16 protein-coding genes, 1 tRNA gene and 3 pseudogenes are annotated in these 17,809 nt (G+C 56.1%); 17 read left to right on the top strand and 3 right to left on the bottom strand.

From position 1 onward, the window contains the following. Positions 1–39 precede the first annotated feature (39 nt). A complete protein-coding gene (locus tag AC0V6U_RS04230) occupies positions 40–921 on the top strand; it encodes a hypothetical protein (RefSeq protein ID WP_472644958.1) in 882 nt (293 codons plus the stop codon). 292 nt (positions 922–1,213) lie between these two features. Here the strand turns inward: AC0V6U_RS04230 and AC0V6U_RS04235 are convergent, their stop codons facing one another. Continuing rightward, positions 1,214–1,648, bottom strand: a complete 435-nt coding sequence (locus AC0V6U_RS04235) for an elongation factor P (protein ID WP_486169381.1) — start codon at positions 1,646–1,648, stop codon at positions 1,214–1,216. Between the two features lie 169 nt (positions 1,649–1,817). Between AC0V6U_RS04235 and efp the strand changes: the two genes are divergently transcribed. Both efp and AC0V6U_RS04245 read left to right on the top strand, forming a co-directional pair. Beyond that, positions 1,818–2,381: an elongation factor P gene (efp, locus tag AC0V6U_RS04240; protein ID WP_472644960.1), complete on the top strand. Its 564-nt coding sequence runs from the start codon at positions 1,818–1,820 to the stop codon at positions 2,379–2,381. A 6-nt stretch (positions 2,382–2,387) separates the two neighbouring features. Next, positions 2,388–3,221 carry an inositol monophosphatase family protein gene (locus AC0V6U_RS04245; protein WP_472644961.1) on the top strand — a complete coding sequence of 278 codons (834 nt, stop codon included), beginning with the start codon at positions 2,388–2,390 and terminating at the stop codon, positions 3,219–3,221. A 53-nt stretch (positions 3,222–3,274) separates the two neighbouring features. Here AC0V6U_RS04245 and AC0V6U_RS04250 read toward each other — a convergent pair whose 3' ends face one another. Continuing rightward, complete coding sequence (locus AC0V6U_RS04250; protein ID WP_472644962.1) at positions 3,275–4,852, bottom strand: cysteine peptidase family C39 domain-containing protein; 1,578 nt, start codon at positions 4,850–4,852, stop codon at positions 3,275–3,277. Between the two features lie 166 nt (positions 4,853–5,018). On the opposite strand from AC0V6U_RS04250, the gene AC0V6U_RS04255 reads away from it, so the two are divergent. Further along, positions 5,019–5,103 (top strand) — tRNA-Leu (locus AC0V6U_RS04255). A 277-nt stretch (positions 5,104–5,380) separates the two neighbouring features. Here AC0V6U_RS04255 and AC0V6U_RS04260 read toward each other — a convergent pair. After that, positions 5,381–6,070 carry a hypothetical protein gene (locus AC0V6U_RS04260; protein WP_486169382.1) on the bottom strand — a complete coding sequence of 230 codons (690 nt, stop codon included), beginning with the start codon at positions 6,068–6,070 and terminating at the stop codon, positions 5,381–5,383. Positions 6,071–6,757: 687 nt separating this feature from the next. Here AC0V6U_RS04260 and AC0V6U_RS04265 point away from each other — a divergent pair. From AC0V6U_RS04265 to rplV, 13 genes and pseudogenes are all read left to right on the top strand, one after another. After that, entirely contained in the window at positions 6,758–7,855 is a 1,098-nt protein-coding gene (locus AC0V6U_RS04265) for a DNA cytosine methyltransferase (RefSeq protein ID WP_472644964.1), read from the top strand. After that, positions 7,855–8,658 (top strand): GIY-YIG nuclease family protein, encoded by an 804-nt coding sequence (locus AC0V6U_RS04270; protein ID WP_472644965.1) that lies wholly within the window; start codon positions 7,855–7,857, stop codon positions 8,656–8,658. Before AC0V6U_RS04265 ends, AC0V6U_RS04270 begins: the two co-directional genes overlap by 1 nt. A gap of 448 nt (positions 8,659–9,106) precedes the next feature. Continuing rightward, positions 9,107–9,478, top strand: coding sequence for a 30S ribosomal protein S12 (rpsL, locus tag AC0V6U_RS04275; RefSeq protein WP_115366484.1), 372 nt, complete (start codon positions 9,107–9,109; stop codon positions 9,476–9,478). A gap of 170 nt (positions 9,479–9,648) precedes the next feature. Further along, positions 9,649–10,119: a 30S ribosomal protein S7 gene (rpsG, locus tag AC0V6U_RS04280; protein ID WP_472639005.1), complete on the top strand. Its 471-nt coding sequence runs from the start codon at positions 9,649–9,651 to the stop codon at positions 10,117–10,119. A 103-nt stretch (positions 10,120–10,222) separates the two neighbouring features. Then, a pseudogene (fusA, locus tag AC0V6U_RS04285) lies at positions 10,223–12,353 on the top strand (elongation factor G). 91 nt (positions 12,354–12,444) lie between these two features. Next, positions 12,445–13,635, top strand: a complete 1,191-nt coding sequence (gene tuf / locus AC0V6U_RS04290) for an elongation factor Tu (RefSeq protein ID WP_472644966.1) — start codon at positions 12,445–12,447, stop codon at positions 13,633–13,635. A 325-nt stretch (positions 13,636–13,960) separates the two neighbouring features. Further along, positions 13,961–14,272, top strand: a complete 312-nt coding sequence (rpsJ, locus tag AC0V6U_RS04295) for a 30S ribosomal protein S10 (protein WP_086436159.1) — start codon at positions 13,961–13,963, stop codon at positions 14,270–14,272. A gap of 320 nt (positions 14,273–14,592) precedes the next feature. Continuing rightward, positions 14,593–15,373: pseudogene (gene rplC / locus AC0V6U_RS04300) on the top strand (50S ribosomal protein L3). A gap of 4 nt (positions 15,374–15,377) precedes the next feature. Continuing rightward, entirely contained in the window at positions 15,378–16,001 is a 624-nt protein-coding gene (gene rplD, locus AC0V6U_RS04305; protein ID WP_472638999.1) for a 50S ribosomal protein L4, read from the top strand. After that, positions 15,994–16,302: a 50S ribosomal protein L23 gene (locus AC0V6U_RS04310; protein ID WP_472638998.1), complete on the top strand. Its 309-nt coding sequence runs from the start codon at positions 15,994–15,996 to the stop codon at positions 16,300–16,302. Before rplD ends, AC0V6U_RS04310 begins: the two co-directional genes overlap by 8 nt. Positions 16,303–16,310: 8 nt before the next feature. Further along, positions 16,311–17,149, top strand: a pseudogene (gene rplB / locus AC0V6U_RS04315) (50S ribosomal protein L2). A gap of 6 nt (positions 17,150–17,155) precedes the next feature. Beyond that, complete coding sequence (gene rpsS, locus AC0V6U_RS04320; protein ID WP_472644967.1) at positions 17,156–17,431, top strand: 30S ribosomal protein S19; 276 nt, start codon at positions 17,156–17,158, stop codon at positions 17,429–17,431. Continuing rightward, positions 17,431–17,808: a 50S ribosomal protein L22 gene (rplV, locus tag AC0V6U_RS04325; RefSeq protein WP_472644968.1), complete on the top strand. Its 378-nt coding sequence runs from the start codon at positions 17,431–17,433 to the stop codon at positions 17,806–17,808. Before rpsS ends, rplV begins: the two co-directional genes overlap by 1 nt. Position 17,809: the final 1 nt, after the last annotated feature.

Genomic DNA, 17,809 nt, shown 5'->3' on the forward strand with positions numbered 1-17,809 from the left:
CTTTTGCGCCATTTTCTCTCGCACTGGCAAGGTGATCAAATGCAATATCTTTCACAAACCCTTGCACTGGGTCTCACCTTATTCGTTATGGGCTGCTCAGGCCAATCAAATAGCGAAACCGAAGGCGCAATTTCCGATGTCGACAAACCTTATCTCGGACAGACACCCCCCGGTTTAACGCCTGAACGTTTTGCACCTGAAATTGTCTCAACTGACAATTTTGAAATTGGCGGTGTCTTTGCACCGGATATGAGAGAATTCTACTTCGCTAGGCAGGTAGACGGTAGCCCCACCAACGAGTATGTCTTTACCTATGTAAATGGCGAGTGGAGACAATCCGATCGCGGACCCCGCGTAGGTGCATTCACAATATCGGCGGATGGCAACACGATGTATCTGGGGGGCACATTCAGAGAGCGCACACCTGTTGGATGGTCGGAAGCGCAAAGCCTCGGCCCGATGTTTGAACAATTCCCCATCATGCGCCTTTCGGCCTCTGCTGCGGGCACCTATGTTTTTGACGAACGAACCGATATCGGCACCATTCGATATTCGCGCTTGATTGATGGTGAGCGTCAAGAACCAGAAGCATTTGGTGAGGAAGTCAACTCAGGAATATTCACCGCGCATCCTTTCATCGCCTCTGATGAAAGTTACATCATTTGGGATAGCGAACGGGACGGTGGATATGGAGGTTCAGATCTCTATGTCAGTTTTCGCCAAATTGACGGATCTTGGGGCCCTGCAATCAATATGGGGGAAGAGATAAACACCCCCTATAACGACTCTCATGGTAGCGTTACTCCAGAGGGAAAATACTTCTTCTTCCGCACGGTCAATTGGGTGGAAGGCGGCAGCGCAAACACTGCCAATATTTTCTGGGTGGACGCTCAGGTTATCGAAAACCTCAGGCCGGAATAGCAAACTTGATATCAAATCACTGTACGGATCGAACGGTGGAGACACCTATCGGATTCTCAACGGGTTGGAACGATGCAAGTCCCATGAGCCATGATCGGCCGTTAGACATCCTCAGCATTTTCGATACCGAAATTTCACGAGCCTTTCGGTCAAAACTCAAGCTAATTGGCCTATTCTCGGAATGGCCTAATGTCCGCTTCCACCCCCAGAAGCGGACACTGGCACTCCAAATCGCGCCAACTTAATTCAGACTTTGGAAAATAGACGTGGCGTCTTCCACCACCGCCGCAACCTAATCTCGGCTAAATCTCTGCGCTCCGGTTCGCGTGCAAAGAACCTTTGTTAAACGGCCGTTTGCGTCCAGTTTTTGAAGTTGGTTCGTGCCGATACGGCGATAGCGTTCGCCTTTTTTCGCGCCTCGGGTAAAGGTCAGGACGCGGCCCTTTAGCAGGTATACGCCGCCGCCTTGTTCGCTGCTGTAGCTGGAGGCTGCGCCCAGGCGGAAGCCGGCATCTTCGATCACATCATAGGCCGCGCCGGTGGCATCGCCGGGTAGGGCGCATTGATAATTGCCCTGCGGCATGGTCGACAGCATGCTGCCATCGCCGCTTGCCTGGCCTATTCCAGAGCCTGCGCCTGCGCCGGGATTTTGGCTGCGTGCATGCGGGGTCACGGCCGCGATCGCCGCTGCAAAAGCCGTTAATCCTATGACATAGCGCATTTTCATTTGGCCCCGTTATCATGCGGCAAATGGGCGCACCACCGCGTTTACCATGTGTTTGCCATAATCATGCCCAGCTTTACCTCGCCTGAAGCCTCGGCTATGCGCGCAGCCGCAAGGTTGCCCGATCATCGGGCGCGTACCCATTATTTCCGACAAGAAGGCCACAAGCCCCATGAAGATCAGCGGCGTCGATATCCGTCCCGGCAATATCATCGAGTATGAAAAAGGCATCTGGAAAGTTGCCAAGATCCAGCACACCCAGCCTGGCAAAGGCGGGGCCTATATGCAGGTGGAAATGAAGAACCTGCAGGACGGTCGCAAAACCAACGTCCGCTTCCGCAGCGCCGACACGGTTGAGAAGGTTCGTCTGGATACGTCTGACTATCAATTCCTCTATGAAGACGGTGATATGCTCGTCTTTATGGACCAGAAGAATTACGAGCAGATCATGCTGCCGTCCGATCTGCTGGGTGATGCGCGCCCGTTCCTGCAAGACGGGATGGAAGTGCAGCTGGAACTGTGGGAAGAAAAACCGATCTCGGTTCAGCTGCCGAACCAGATTGAGGCCGAGATTGTTGAGGCCGATGCTGTGGTGAAGGGGCAGACCGCCTCGTCCAGTTACAAGCCTGCCGTGCTCGATAATGGCGTGCGCATCATGGTGCCGCCGCATATTGGCGCTGGCACACGCATCATCGTGGATGTCTACGAACAGACCTATGTCGGGAAAGCGGGCTAACTTCTCATGTCGATGTTTTCAGGTCTAATCCGCGTGATGGAGCGCGCCGCGCGTAAAGCGGGCGGGCGTTTGCGCCGTGATTTTGGTGAGGTGGAGCACCTTCAGGTGAGCCGCAAAGGCCCGGCGGACTTCGTCAGCAAGGCCGATATGCGCGCCGAGCGGACGCTGTATGACGAGCTGCTGAAGGCGCGGCCCGGTTGGGGCTTTGTGCTGGAAGAGGCGGGCATTATCGAGGGCGATCCCGATATGCCGCGCTGGATTATTGATCCCTTGGATGGGACCAGCAATTTCCTCCACGGCATTCCGCATTTTGCGATTTCGATTGCGGTGCAGGAACCGCGCCTGGGCGGTCCGGATGCAAAGGGCAATGCCTGGGGCGATGTGACGGCGGCGGTGATTTATCACCCGATCGAAGATCACACCTATTGGGCGGAGAAAACCCGCGGGGCGTGGCTGCAGGATGCGCGTTTGCGCGTCTCGGGCCGTTCACAGATGAGCGATGCCTTGATCGCGACCGGTATTCCGTTTGCGGGCCACGGCGACTTTGCCGAATGGAGCCGGATTTTCGGCGCCATCGGCCCAGAGGTCGCAGGGATCCGCCGCTTTGGCGCCGCATCGCTGGACTTGGCTTATGTGGCGCAGGGGCGCTTTGATGGCTTCTGGGAAAGCGGGCTCAATGATTGGGATACGGCGGCAGGATGCTTGCTGATCCGCGAAGCGGGCGGCTTCGTCAGCGATTTTCGCGGTCGCTCAAATCCGATTCATTCCCAGCAAGTGCTGGCCGCGAACAATGGCCTGCATTCCAAGCTGCACAAGCTGCTGGCGAATTCACTGAAGTAGAATTGAGGCCGCGCGCGCCGATTGGAACGCGCGGCCTTAAGACCAGTGAGCGATTAGAACCGCCAGGTTTTGCTGCGGGCGCTGCGTTCACCTTTGAAGCGGAACAATGGCTCGCCGCTATCGTAGAACAGTTGGCGCTCGGTTCCTCCTTCGCGGGTTTTGATCCTCAAGCTCTGCAAATTCCAATTGTCGCCGCCCATGCCGCCGCCAAATCGGGTGACGATCTGCGCTCCGGTAATGTCGCTGTGCGTGATACCACTGGGAAGCTCTAGATAGCGCGTGATGGTGGCGCCATTTTCCCATTTGCGGCTCTCATTGACATTGCGGAAGGGTAGCCTGCGCCCGTCGCGCAGCATGATGAACAGGTCGGCATTGTCATTGCCGCCTCGCAGATCATCACGACCGGTCAGGAAAGTGACGATCAGTTCATTCCTTGCCGTGCTCGCTGCGAAGTTCCAGCTTACGTCGCGTTTCAACGTATCGAACCGGTGCAGCGGCGATCCAGAACGGGAGAACAGGCGCTTCTTGCCGTCCGCATCACCGGTGCGAACCAGGATCCGGCGCAAATCCCAATTGTCCGCGCTGCGGCGGTCATTGTCGGTCCATTTTTGGCCCCGGTGCTGCACTCGAATGCCGGTCAGCTGATCATAGCTGGTCGTTTGGGGCAGAGAGACCGCCACCGTCTGGGTGGAATTGGTGATCCAACGCTTACCCTTGTTCACATTGTACAGCGGGATTTCCGACCCGCCGCGGCGTTTCAGATAGACGTGAATATTGTCGTTTCCGCCGCGCAGATCATCCTCGCCCGTCTCAAAGGTGATCAGCAATTCCCGCTCAAGCGCGCTTATTGTCGGCGGGGCCTTGCGGCTCCATTTGGTGTCGACAAAGTAAGAGCGCCAATTGGTGTCCGGATCATCTTCGAAATAGAATTTGCGCGTTGTCGGGTTGGTGCGCATCACCACCTTTTTGCCGGGCTGGTTCGGATCATACAGGAATATCCGCAGGTCCGTCTGATAGCGGCCAAGATCGCCTCTATAGCGGCCTGCATCATAGCCAATTGCGAGCACCTGGTGGTGACCATTGCAGTCCTCGTCGCAACCGAGCAAGCCGAGCGGGACGGGACGCCCGGCATCGATGCTGCGTTTCAGCACATCGAGCTGCCCGCCGGGTTTGCCCTCCATCCCCCAGCGCCAATATTCATTGTTGCGCTCGCCGCCAGGATTGATGGTGAGCTCGCCCCAGCGGTCGAGGTTGCGCTCAATCGAATTGACCTGCCGACCATAGATATAGCTTTGCAGAACGGAGCCTTCGGTCGGCAGATAGGTCTGCTGCGGGATTTGCTTGCCCGCGCGCCAATAATCGAGCGCGCTCCAGACCATGCCGCCGCACAGGCCGCCGGTGCGAATGTCGAATTCAGAAATGAAATTGTTGCGAAAACGGTTGCCGAAATTGAAACCGTGCACCGCCGGGTCGAATGTCGTCATTCGCGCGGTGTTGACCGTTTGAATATCGGTGACGATCACCCCGGTCTCAGCGGGTTTGAGGACCCTTAACTGAGCCTCAGCAGGGCTGGCTTGAGCGGTGAGCGCGAGCGACAGGCTCGCAGCGGTCAGTGCAATAGCGCGCATCATAACAGGTTCCCTCCATTTCCGATAATTCGGACCACAAACGACCTGTTATGTTTTGCTGAAAGCTACGCCGCGAGGCGCGATTTGGCAAATTTGTGCGCGCGCGGTGCAATTGTGAGTTGTTTTTTCAGCGCAACCCGGTTTAAAGCGCGGCCCTCACGATAGGCGTGCCCCTGTGGTGGAATTGGTAGACGCGCTCGACTCAAAATCGAGTTCCTAACGGAGTGCCCGTTCGAGTCGGGCCAGGGGCACCAAATTTTTGTAGAAAATTTGGTTTGTTTGTGTTCCGCAGCACATCCGTGCTGCGATATCCTCGCTCATGCGATCAAAGATCGCGTCGCTGCGGGCGGGGGCAAGCCCCTTGCGACGCCTGCGGCGTCGAACCATTCCAAGCCATCGGCTTGGTCGCGGAGCACGGGCCGTAGGCCCGCAAGGGCGCACGCCCGCCGGCCCGCTAGGGCCGAGGAAAGCCAAGGCGGACGGATGTCCGCCGCCCGGCGCCTGAGGGCGTAAACAAACAATCCAAGCCAGCTATCTCCCAATATCCCTCTTTCTCTCCAATTCCCATTCCTTCTTCCACCGCTCGCGCAGGTCGGTGAAGAATTGCAGGTTCGCCGCGCGGTTTGCCTCGCTGTGGCGCTCTTCGTATTGCTCCTGCTCCCATTCGGCGCGCAGTTCGGCCTTGAGCGCCTCGTAGGCCGGATGGCCGGGGCGCGGTCCCCCCGATCCATAGCGCTGCGGTAAGCGACCCCGCAGGAAGAACATCACCAGCGCCTCGTTATGGCGTGTCTCGGTGCCCAGCACCCTGCCGGAGGAGACGACCATCCGCTCCTCGCCGGTGATAGCGCGGGTGAGGGCGGTCGCCTCCAGCCGGGAAACCCCGCGGTCAATCGCAGCATCCCACGCCGCACGGAAACTTTCCGCGCCGGGCCGCGCGCGCAGTTTGTAGAGTGCTTCAAGTGATTTGCCGATGTGCCGCGCAGCGGAGGAAACGATGCCGGTCGCCGCAAGATGAGCGATGAATTCGCGTTGCAGTTCAGGGGTGATGGAATTGCGGCGCAGCTGCTTGTGCGGGACCGGGGTGAAGCCGAGGAGAGGGTCGTCCGGCGCAGGCGGAGCGGCTTCGAAGGCAACGGCAGAGGTGCCCTGGCGAGGGATGGCGCGTTTGTTGGTAAGTTCTGTTTTTTTCGTCATTGCGAGGAGCCGCAGGCTCCGCGGCAATCCAGATAGCTTCGGGTATGGATTGCTTCGCTACGCTCGCAATGACGAGTAGGAAAATGGTATTTTTTGTGTTCCGCACGCCATCCGGCGCGCGATTTCCTCGCTCACGCGATCAAAAATCGCATCGCTGCGGGCGGAGGCAAGCCCCTTGCGACGCCTGCGGCGCCGAACCATTCCAAGCCGTCGGCCTGGTCGCGGAGCACGGGCCGCAGGCCCGCAAGGGCGCATGCCCGCTCGGCCGGTTAGGCCGAAAGCCAAGCGACGCGGATGCGTCGCGCCCGGCGTTTGAGGGACCAAAGCAAAAAACAGCCAAGTAGGAAAACGCTACGTGGCCGGGAATGGTTCGGTCCGCGACCAGCGGACCGTAAGGCCGACCGGCCGCCCGAGCTTATGCGAGGAGAGCCAAGGCGGACGGATGTCCGCCGCCCGGCGTTTGGAGTCGGAGCCGCAGGCGTAGGCGGCGCGCAGCGCCAGCGCGTAAACAAATAACTCAGGCGTCGAGGCGCGAGATTGGTGGGTGGCACCAAGAGGCTAGGCGCAATGTCGATGGGGCCGTGCCAAAAGGAGCCGAGTTTTCGGTTTGGGATAACTGCCACCGTTTTGGACATAAAGTGAACAAAACGCTTCACAGTACTGAAATCATTCTCTAGCGTTGACTGGTCACAATTCGGAGTTTTAGGCCTTCAAATGTCAAAAAGTGTAGAGCTATTTTCAGGTTGCGGTGGTTTGGCGCTGGGTCTGTCGCGCGCTGGCTTTAAGCATAAGGCACTGATTGAGTTCAACGATTCTGCCGTTGCTACAATGAAGTACAACAGGGAGCGTGGAATTGCGCATGTGCAGCATTGGCCTGTGATCCATGAAGATGTTCGGAATATTGATTGGCGAAGGTTTCATGGCCTTGATTTGGTCGCAGGTGGTCCCCCGTGCCAACCTTTTAGCATAGGCGGTAAGGCTGCAGGGGCTGCGGACAAAAGAGATATGTGGCCTACGGTTTTTCGTGCTGTGGCGGAAGTTGAGCCTAAGGCCTTCATTTTTGAGAACGTTCGAGGTTTAGCTCGGCCCCGTTTCAAAGACTACTTGCAGTCAATCGTGAGTAACCTCGCCAAGCCGGCAAGGGGGCTAAGCTATGGAATTCGAGTGCAATTGCTAAATGCAGCTGATTATGGTGCTGCGCAAAAGCGCAATCGCGTTTTGATTTTAGGTCTGAGAGGCGGTGGCGATAGGGAACTGCAGTTTCCCTTGCCCAGCCATTCTAGAGATCGACTCGTATGGGATCAGTGGATCACAGGGGAGTATTGGGAGCAGCACGAATTGGAGCAAGACTTAGATGGCTTCCCGAAATCGGATGCATCGATCGTAAGGCGTTTGCGTAAGACGATGATTGAACCACGTGAAAAAAGGTGGGTTACGGTTAGGGATCGGTTGTTTGGTCTTGGTGATCCGGATGAGAAGAATAACCATCGTTTTCAGGGTGGTGCAAAGGTTTATCCGGGGCACACCGGAAGTCCACTGGATCAGCCTGCAAAAGCCTTAAAGGCTGGTGATCATGGTGTTCCTGGTGGTGAGAACATGATGGTTAAAGATAATAACGAAGTGCGATACTTCACAATTCGTGAGTGTGCTCGATTGCAAGGCCTTCCGGACGACTTTCAATTCTCTAGTAGCTGGACCGAATCAATGCGTCAGTTAGGCAATGCAGTGCCAGTAGAAGTGGCGGAGATGGTTGGTTCTTGGATGAATAATTTAATCTCGCAAAAATCCAAGGATTTTGCCATTGCAGCTTGATGACAGAACACTCTGAGCAAAAAGCCGAAGTTGATACGGTCACTGGTTATGTGGAGTTTGAGTTTGATTTACCACACGCACTTTTGTCTGAGCTCGTTGAAGTCTTTGATCGAACGAGGGCTGCCGAACTCACGGTTGCATCGGTAGTAAACATTCCTGACGGGCAGGGTGTATATCAACTGTACCTTGATGATGAGCTTGTTTACATTGGTAAAACAGACGGTGACGCAGGTCTTAAGTCTCGTCTGAGCCGCCATGCTTCAAAAATGATGCATCGACATAATCTCGCTCCAGAGAGAGTGAGCTACAAGGCGGTACGCGTTTTTGTTTTTACTGCCATGGACTTAGAAGGTGATTTGATTCGACATTATGGTGGTGTCAAAGAGTTGGCTTGGAACGGAAGTGGTTTTGGGTCAAATGACCCCGGAAAAGAGCGTGATACTACCAAGGTCAAAGAATCTAATTTTGATGCTTTGTTTCCAATAGACATCGACTACGAGTTTGAATTTGAAGTCGAAGAAGGCGAGTCCGCTGCAAGTGTTCTTGCTCGATTGAAGTCGCTTTTGTCGTATACACTCCGATATCAGAATTCGGGTGGTCGGAGTAGAAAGCCACATCACGACATTGATTGCACTTGTCTAACCAGTTTCTCTGGTCGGACTTCGGTGCGGGATCTCTTGAATATGTTTGTGACGCAACTGCTTTGCCGGGCTATATTATCATGTACAAAAACGATAAGCGCTCGTTTCCTAGCGGTGAGGTTCTCGCTCGATCCCCTTGACCCCCGCGCCACCCCCCGCTAAAGGCGCGCTCATCCGAGGCGTGCTGCGTGCACACCCCGGCCAAATAGAGCTGAACATTGCCGGTTAAGTCCCGGAGGCCTCGCTCGCTTGAGCTAGGCCTTTTCTATTTGCTCTTCCGACGTTTGTTATCCTGAAGCGAGTTCAGGATGACGGTTTTCAGGAGGGTTGGGGCGGCCGTCAAAGTAACCCGGTGCTTTGTTACCGGGTGGAGTGTTTCAGTTTGCGCATGTGCTCGCTTGTCGGCGAGGGCCTTTTGCCCTCGGGCAGGCTCAGGACGAACGGCCCTCTGGCTGCTGCGCGAACACTCACTTCACCCGATCAGCCAAGCGCCTGCCTCAGCGGCCAGGACCGAGCCCCTTCATGCGGAAGTGGGAACCGGTTCCGCGCCCGGAAGGGGCGTCCTGATCCGGTAATCCCGCCGGATCAGAATAAAAGGTGAAGGTATTCAATGCCTACGATTAACCAGCTGGTCCGCAAGGGCCGCGTTCCGCAGAAGGCCAAGTCCAAGGTCCCTGCGATGGAAGCAAACCCGCAAAAGCGCGGCGTTTGCACACGCGTTTATACAACGACGCCAAAGAAGCCGAACTCCGCTCTGCGTAAGGTTGCCAAGGTGCGCCTGACGAACCAGCGCGAAGTCATCTCCTACATTCCGGGCGAAGGCCACAACCTCCAGGAACACAGCGTTGTGCTGATCCGTGGCGGCCGTGTGCGCGATCTTCCCGGTGTGCGTTACCACGTCCTGCGCGGCGTGCTCGACACACAAGGGGTCAAGGACCGCAAGCAGAGCCGTTCGAAGTACGGCGCGAAGCGTCCGAAGTAATCACGGCGATGTTGGCATGTGCCGTCATCCCGAACTTGTTTCGGGATAACCGGCTCCGCCAGCGCAAAGCCTAGAGGAATGTAAGCCCTCGTATGACCTGAAGGGTTATCCTGAAACGAGTTCAGGATGACGGATCAGGGAAGGGGGCTTCGAGATAAGGAAGAAGTGCAATGTCACGTCGTCGTAGGCCCGAAAAGCGGGTTATCTTGCCGGATCCCAAGTTTGGTGATCAGGTTCTGTCGAAGTTCATGAACAACCTGATGCTGGACGGTAAGAAGTCCACCGCAGAAGGCATTGTTTATTCAGCGCTTGATACGGTTGAGGCGAAGGCCAAGACTGATCCGCTTCAGGTTTTCCATGATGCGATCAACAACATCAAGCCGCAGGTCGAAGTGCGCAGCCGCCGTGTTGGTGGTGCGACGTACCAGGTTCCTGTCGAAGTGCGCCCAGAGCGCGCTCAGGCATTGGCGCTGCGTTGGATGATCTCGGCTGCTCGCGGTCGTCCGGAAACCACCATGAGCGCGCGCCTTTCTGGCGAGCTGATGGATGCGGCCAACAACCGCGGCAATGCGGTGAAGAAGCGTGAAGATACGCACCGGATGGCTGATGCCAACCGCGCGTTCTCGCACTATCGCTGGTAAGACATGTGTGAGCTCCCGCTTTGGCGGGAGTCTCGTGCAGATTTGAACAAGACCCCAGCCTTCGTTGGGGATCACGCCCAGATAGGGCAATGGAGAAACTGATATGGCCCGCGAGTATCCGCTGGAGCGCTATCGCAATATCGGCATCATGGCTCACATCGATGCTGGTAAGACGACTACGACCGAACGCATCCTGTATTACACCGGAAAGTCCTACAAGATTGGCGAAGTGCATGATGGCGCTGCGACCATGGACTGGATGGAGCAAGAACAAGAGCGCGGCATCACGATTACGTCCGCTGCGACGACCTGTTTCTGGAACCCGGAAGATCCGACGATGGATCCAATGGGCGACCCGAAAGAGCTGCGCAAGACACCTGAGCACCGGATCAACATCATCGATACGCCGGGCCACGTTGACTTCACGATTGAAGTTGAACGTTCGCTGCGCGTGCTCGATGGCGCGGTTGCCTGCTTCGACGGCGTCGCTGGGGTGGAGCCTCAGTCCGAAACCGTATGGCGCCAGGCCGATAAGTATAAAGTTCCAAGAATGTGCTTCATTAATAAATTGGACCGCACCGGCGCTGACTTTAAATACTGCGTGAACTCGATTATCGAGCGCCTCGGTGCGACACCGGCAGTGCTCTATCTGCCAATCGGTATCGAAGCCGATCTGACGGGTCTGGTTGACCTGGTGAACCAGCGTTCGATCACTTGGAAGAACGAAGATCTGGGCGCGGAATATGTCTATGGCGAGATCCCAGCAGACATGGCCGATGAAGCGGCTGAATACCGTGAGAAGCTGATCGAGCTTGCTGTTGAGCAAGATGACGACGTGATGGAAGCGTATCTCGAAGGCACCGAGCCTGACGCGGTTACGCTGAAAGGTCTGATCCGTAAGGGTACGCTCAACCAGAGCTTCGTTCCTGTGCTTTGTGGGTCTGCGTTTAAGAACAAGGGCGTTCAGCCTTTGCTTGACGCGGTTGTCGACTACATGCCGAGTCCGCTCGACGTGGAAGCGATTAAGGGTGTTAAGCCTGATTCCGACGAAGAAGATACGCGTGCATCCGACGATGCCGTGCCGTTCGCGGCGCTCGCATTTAAGGTCATGAACGATCCATTCGTTGGCTCGCTTACCTTTACCCGCATCTATTCCGGTGAACTGGCCAAGGGCACCGTCTTGAACTCTGTGAAGGGCAAGAAGGAAAAGATCGGCCGTATCCTCGAAATGCACTCCAATGATCGTAAGGACATCGAAGAGGCATTCGCGGGCGATATCGTCGCATTGGCTAAGCATGAAGGCGACCACCACTGGTGATACGCTGTGCGATCCAGCCCATCCGATCATTCTTGAGCGGATGGAATTCCCGGATCCGGTTATCGAACTGTCTGTGGAGCCGAAGACCAAGGCTGACCAAGAGAAGATGGGCGTTGCGCTCAATCGCTTGGCTGCTGAAGATCCAAGCTTCCGCGTTACGACTGACCACGAAAGCGGTCAGACGATCATCAAGGGCATGGGCGAGCTTCACCTCGACATTCTCGTTGATCGTATGAAGCGTGAGTTCAAGGTCGAAGCGAATGTTGGTGCGCCGCAGGTGGCTTACCGTGAATCGCTGGGCCGCGAAATCGCTGTTGATTACACCCACAAGAAGCAATCGGGTGGTACCGGGCAGTTTGCTCGTGCCAAGGCGACCTTCACTCCGGGTGAGCGCGGCCAAGGCATCGTGTTCGAGGACAGCATTAAGGGCGGTAATATTCCTAAGGAATACATCCCGTCACTTGAGAAGGGCATCCGTGAGCAAGCCGACAGTGGTTACCTCATTGGCTTCCCAATCATCGACTTCACCATCCACCTTACAGATGGTGCGTTCCACGACGTCGACTCGTCCACCGTGGCGTTCGAAATCTGCGGCAAGGGCGCAATGCGCGAAGCAGCAGAGCGTGGCGGCATCAAGCTGCTTGAGCCGGTGATGAAGGTTGAAGTGGTGACCCCGGAAGATTATCTGGGCGATGTCATCGGTGATCTCAACAGCCGCCGCGGTCAGATCCAAGGCACAGACAGCCGGGGCAATGCCCAAGCTGTCGAAGCAATGGTTCCGCTCGCAAACATGTTCGGTTACGTGAACGAGCTTCGCTCATTCAGCCAGGGCCGTGCGCAATACTCCATGCAGTTCAGTCACTATGACGAAGTGCCGGCGAGTGTTGCACAGGAAGTCAAAGAGAAGCTTGCTTAAGCTGATCGCAGGGGCTAGGGGCTGCGCCTGATTCAGCGGGCGCGCCTTTTCCCCGTAGGAATTCAATTTAGATAGAAGGTTTATACGAGACATGGCGAAGGAAAAATTCGAGCGGAACAAGCCGCACTGCAACATCGGCACCATTGGTCACGTTGACCATGGTAAAACCACTCTGACTGCAGCGATCACCAAAGTGATGGCTGAACAATCAGGCGGTGAAGCCGTTGACTTTGCAAACATCGATAAGGCTCCGGAAGAGCGCGAGCGCGGGATCACGATCTCGACCGCTCACGTTGAATACGAAACCGAAGCACGTCACTACGCACACGTCGACTGCCCAGGCCACGCTGACTATGTTAAGAACATGATCACTGGCGCGGCGCAAATGGACGGCGCGATCCTAGTTGTGAACGCAGCTGACGGCCCAATGCCACAAACTCGCGAGCACATCCTGCTTGCGCGTCAGGTTGGTGTTCCGGCTCTGGTTGTTTACATGAACAAGGTTGACCAGGTCGACGACGAGGAAATTCTCGAACTCGTTGAAATGGAAGTTCGTGAACTGCTCAGCGAGTATGGCTTTGACGGCGACAACATCGCAATCACCAAGGGTTCAGCTCTTGCTGCTCTCGAAGGCCGTGACGAAGCAATCGGCGCTGAGTCGATCAAGGCTCTGATGGCGTCTGTTGATGAGCACATCCCACAGCCAGACCGTCCAGTGGATCAGGACTTCCTGATGCCAATCGAGGACGTGTTCTCGATCTCTGGTCGCGGTACTGTTGTGACCGGCCGTGTTGAAACCGGTAAGGTCAATGTTGGTGACGAAGTTGAAATCGTCGGCATCAAAGACACCGCCAAGACAACCGTCACCGGCGTTGAAATGTTCCGCAAGCTGCTCGACTCGGGCGAAGCTGGCGACAACATCGGCGCACTGATCCGCGGCGTTGGCCGTGAAGAAGTTGAGCGTGGTCAGGTTCTTTGTAAGCCTGGTTCGGTTAGCCCGCACACTGAATTCGAAGCGAACGTATACGTTCTTTCGAAGGACGAGGGTGGCCGTCACACGCCATTCTTCGCGAACTACCGTCCACAGTTCTACTTCCGCACCACCGACGTGACCGGCGAAGTGATCCTCCCAGAGGGCACCGAGATGGTAATGCCGGGCGATGACGTGACGATCAACGTTAAGCTGATCGCTCCGATCGCTATGGACCAAGGTCTTCGCTTCGCGATCCGCGAAGGCGGCCGTACCGTTGGTTCGGGCGTGGTTGCTAAGATCACCAAGTAAGCGTTTCGCGCCTATCACGGGGCGCAGCGATAAAGAGTGGCCCGGTTCTCTATGCGAGAGCCGGGCCCTTTTTATGTGAGGTGAGTTGCGCGTCTGGCGCGCCCAAATGCATGCTTTTGAGAGGCGGTTTTTTATGACCGCAATTCAGGGGTTGCCACAGGGCGGGTCTCTCCGTATACGCGCCTCCACAGGCCGAGGATTCGTTCGCGGCAACGCAATTTTATAAGGCCGCCCGTTCCGGGAAATCCGGAGATAAGCGGGGCGGGCCTTTTTCTTTTTTGAGAGGCGTAAAAACCTCTTTGGCTCTTTCGCATTGGTACAGGTAATGGAAGCTCAGAATATCCGTATTCGCCTTAAGGCGTTCGACCACCGCGTTCTCGACCAGGCAACTGGCGAAATCGCTGAAACAGCACGTCGTACGGGTGCTCTTATTCGTGGCCCCATTCCTATGCCAACGCGCATTGAGAAGTTCACCGTGAACCGCGGCCCGCACATCGACAAAAAGTCGCGCGAGCAGTTCGAGGTGCGCACCTTCAAGCGGTTGCTCGATATCGTGCAGCCTAACGCTCAGACAGTCGACGCTTTGATGAAGCTTGATCTGGCTGCTGGCGTGAATGTTGAGATTAAGCTCGCTTAATCTACTGCCCTGCGTTAGTGGGGCGAGGTCTTCGGTACGGACCATCATAAACTGACCGAGAGTTTCGGGGCACTTATGGCCCCGCTAGCATTCTCCCGAAACGGAAAATGCCAGCAAGACATAGGGATACCGCCGGTATTGTCTTCGGACTAAGCCGGGTCTGCGTCCCCCGTCTCGCTCAACCGGCCATGTGGCTGCGAGAGCATTCAGCCCGGACGGGGCGATGCATAAAATTTGGGTTGAATGGATCTGTCTGTTTTGGGCGGGTTCGCAAGCACTTTGGGATGGGCCCTGAGTGCCTCTGTTTAGGAGTTTTGACGATGCGCACTGGCGTGATCGCAAAGAAAGTCGGGATGACCCGCCTGTTCCAGGACGATGGACGTCACGTTCCCGTGACCGTTCTCGCACTGGAAGATTGTCAGGTTGTCTCGCACCGCACCGCAGAGCGTGATGGCTATTTCGCTGTCCAGCTCGGCGCAGGTACTGCGAAACAAAAGAATGTAGCCAAGCCACAGCGTGAGCATTTCGCGAAAGCGGAAGTCGCGCTGAAGAAGCAGGTTGCTGAATTCCGGGTCGAAAGCGAAGAGGGCCTTGTCCCTGTTGGCGCTACTATCAGCGCTGATCACTTCCTGGCTGGCCAAAAGGTCGACATCACTGGTCACACTCAGGGTAAAGGCTTTGCCTAGCGCCATGAAGCGTTGGGGCTTTGGCGGTTTGCGCGCCACCCACGGTGTTTCGATCTCTCACCGTTCGCACGGTTCGACGGGTAACCGTCAGGATCCGGGCCGCGTGTTTAAGGGTAAGAAGATGGCTGGTCACATGGGTGACCGTCAGCGTACCCAGCAAAACCTCGAAGTTGTCCGCACGGACGCTGAGCGTGGTTTGCTCTTCATCAAGGGTTCGGTCCCTGGTTCGAAGAATGGCTGGTTGCTGGTTCGCGATGCTGTGAAGCTCGCAATGCCTGATGATCTTCCGTTCCCAGGCGCTGTTATTGAAACCGCTGCACCAGCTGCTGAAGTAGCTGCGCCGGTTGAAGCTGCTGCTGACACCCCTGCTGCTGAGGCCGAAGCGCCTGCAGCTGATGAAAATAAGGAGGGCTGAGACCATGAAAGTCAAAGTCCAGAAAATCGACGGGAAGGCTTCGGGCGACATCACTCTTAATGATGATGTGTTCGGCGTAACTCCGCGAGCCGACATTCTGCACCGGGTTGTGACCTGGCAGCTGGAAAATCGCCGTGCGACCGCTCGTCCAACGCGTGAGCGTTCGGATGTGGCTCGCACCGGTAAGAAGTTCGGCGCGCAAAAGGGTTCAGGTGGCGCTCGTCACGGTGCTCGTTCTGCTCCGATCTTCATCGGTGGTGGTAAAGCGCACGGTGCACGCAAGCGTGACTTCAACCAGTCGTTGAACAAGAAAATTCGCGCACTCGGCCTTAAGATGGCTCTTTCCAGCAAGGCGAAGGATGGCTTGGTCGTTCTCGACAGCCTGGCGATGAAGGAAGCCAAGACCAAGGTGCTCAAAGGGCACCTCGAAAAGGCTGGTTGGGCTGGCAAAGTGCTGGTCATCGACGGTGACAGCATTGACGACGGCTTCAAGAAAGCCGCTGGCAACCTGCCAGGTATCAATGTGATGCCGGCAGCTGGCGCGAATGTTTATGACATTTTGAACCACGACACGCTGGTCCTCACCAAGGATGCGGTCGAAAAGCTGGAGGCGCGCTTCAATGGCTAAAAAGCAAGAAGTTGATGCCCGTCACTATGACGTGATCTTGGCCCCGCACATCACCGAGAAGTCGACACTTCTTTCGGAGAACAATGCGGTGGTTTTCAAGGTGGCACTTGATGCGACTAAGCCGCAGATCAAAGAAGCGGTTGAAGCGATCTACGACAAGAAGGTCACTTCGGTTAACACCATCGTGACCAAGGGCAAGACCAAGCGCTGGAAGGGTAAACCTTACAAGCGCATCGACGTGAAAAAAGCGATCGTCACCCTCGTTGAGGGTGAAATGATCGATATCACTAGCGGTATCTGAGGCGGATCATGGCACTCAAGAATTATAAACCGACAAGCCCCGCACGTCGCGGCCTTATCCTTGTCGACAAGACCAGCCTCTGGAAGGGCAAGCCGGTCAAGTCGCTCACGGAAGGTAAGCGTAAGTCCGGTGGCCGGAACAACAAAGGTCATGTCACCTCGCGTGGCATTGGCGGCGGTCACAAGCAAAAGTACCGCTTCATCGATTTCAAGCGTCGGAAGTGGGATGTTCCTGCAACCGTTGAGCGGATCGAATATGACCCGAACCGTACAGCTTTTATCGCGCTTCTGAAATATGAAGATGGCGAGCAAGCTTACATCCTGTGCCCTCAGCGTCTCGACGTTGGTGCAACGGTTGTAGCTGGTGAGAAGACCGATACGAAGCCTGGCAACGCTATGCTTCTGGGTCAGATGCCGGTTGGTACGATCTGCCACAATGTTGAGATGAAGCCGGGCAAGGGCGGTCAAATCGCTCGCTCTGCTGGTGCTTATGTTCAGCTGGTCGGCCGTGACCGCGGCATGGTCATCGCACGCCTCAACTCTGGTGAGCAGCGTTACCTGCGGGCCGATTGCATGGGTACAGTTGGTGCGGTGTCGAACCCCGACAACCAGAACCAAAACCTAGGCAAGGCCGGTCGCTGCGGCGTTGGATGGGCATTAAGCCGCTGACGCGTGGTGTCGCTAAGAACCCTGTCGATCACCCTCACGGTGGTGGTGAAGGCCGGACTTCGGGCGGTCGTCACCCGGTTACCCCATGGGGCAAGCCGACCAAGGGTGCACGTACTCGCAAAAACAAGCAGACGGATAAGATGATTATCCGTTCGCGCCACGCCAAGAAGAAGAGGTAAGACACGATGGCACGTTCCGTCTGGAAAGGTCCTTTCGTCGAGCTCAGCCTTCTGAAGAAGGCGGAGGACGCACAAGAGGCAAACAACAGCAAGCCGATCAAAACCTGGTCGCGTCGCTCTACGATTTTGCCGCAATTCGTCGGTCTGACGTTCAACGTCTACAATGGCCACAAGTTCATCCCGGTCTCGGTTTCCGAGGAAATGGTCGGGCACAAGCTTGGTGAATTTTCGCCTACGCGGACATTCCCTGGCCACGCTGCCGACAAGAAGGGTAAGCGCTAATGGGCAAGGCAAAATCACCTCGCCGTGTCGCTGATAACGAGGCTTTGGCCGTCGGCACCTCCATTCGTGGTTCCGCGCAAAAGCTGAACCTCGTGGCGCAGCAAATTCGCGGCAAGAAGGTCGAAGAGGCTCTCAACATCCTCACCTTCTCTAAGAAGGCAATGGCCAAGGATGCGACGAAAGTTCTCGCATCGGCGATCGCTAACGCGGAAAACAACCACAATCTCGACGTCGACGCGCTCGTCGTTGCTGAGGCTTCGGTCGGTAAAGCGATTACCATGAAGCGGTTTCACACTCGTGGCCGTGGTAAATCGACCCGCATCCTGAAGCCATTCAGCAAGCTGCGCATCGTAGTTCGCGAAGAGGAAGAGGCGTAAG

Source organism: Erythrobacter sp. W36 (assembly GCF_057364935.1).

Bases quoted from the DNA above. Each gene is read 5' to 3' on its own strand.
- rplV (WP_472644968.1), top strand. From the start codon at position 17,431: ATGGGCAAGGCAAAATCACCTCGCCGTGTCGCTGATAACGAGGCTTTG.
- AC0V6U_RS04245 (WP_472644961.1), top strand. From the start codon at position 2,388: ATGTCGATGTTTTCAGGTCTAATCCGCGTGATGGAGCGCGCCGCGCGT.
- efp (WP_472644960.1), top strand. From the start codon at position 1,818: ATGAAGATCAGCGGCGTCGATATCCGTCCCGGCAATATCATCGAGTAT.
- AC0V6U_RS04265 (WP_472644964.1), top strand. From the start codon at position 6,758: ATGTCAAAAAGTGTAGAGCTATTTTCAGGTTGCGGTGGTTTGGCGCTG.
- rplD (WP_472638999.1), top strand. From the start codon at position 15,378: ATGAAAGTCAAAGTCCAGAAAATCGACGGGAAGGCTTCGGGCGACATC.
- AC0V6U_RS04250 (WP_472644962.1), bottom strand. From the start codon at position 4,852: ATGATGCGCGCTATTGCACTGACCGCTGCGAGCCTGTCGCTCGCGCTC.
- rpsL (WP_115366484.1), top strand. From the start codon at position 9,107: ATGCCTACGATTAACCAGCTGGTCCGCAAGGGCCGCGTTCCGCAGAAG.
- rpsS (WP_472644967.1), top strand. From the start codon at position 17,156: ATGGCACGTTCCGTCTGGAAAGGTCCTTTCGTCGAGCTCAGCCTTCTG.
- AC0V6U_RS04270 (WP_472644965.1), top strand. From the start codon at position 7,855: ATGACAGAACACTCTGAGCAAAAAGCCGAAGTTGATACGGTCACTGGT.
- AC0V6U_RS04230 (WP_472644958.1), top strand. From the start codon at position 40: ATGCAATATCTTTCACAAACCCTTGCACTGGGTCTCACCTTATTCGTT.
- rpsJ (WP_086436159.1), top strand. From the start codon at position 13,961: ATGGAAGCTCAGAATATCCGTATTCGCCTTAAGGCGTTCGACCACCGC.
- tuf (WP_472644966.1), top strand. From the start codon at position 12,445: ATGGCGAAGGAAAAATTCGAGCGGAACAAGCCGCACTGCAACATCGGC.
- AC0V6U_RS04235 (WP_486169381.1), bottom strand. From the start codon at position 1,648: ATGAAAATGCGCTATGTCATAGGATTAACGGCTTTTGCAGCGGCGATC.
- AC0V6U_RS04310 (WP_472638998.1), top strand. From the start codon at position 15,994: ATGGCTAAAAAGCAAGAAGTTGATGCCCGTCACTATGACGTGATCTTG.
- rpsG (WP_472639005.1), top strand. From the start codon at position 9,649: ATGTCACGTCGTCGTAGGCCCGAAAAGCGGGTTATCTTGCCGGATCCC.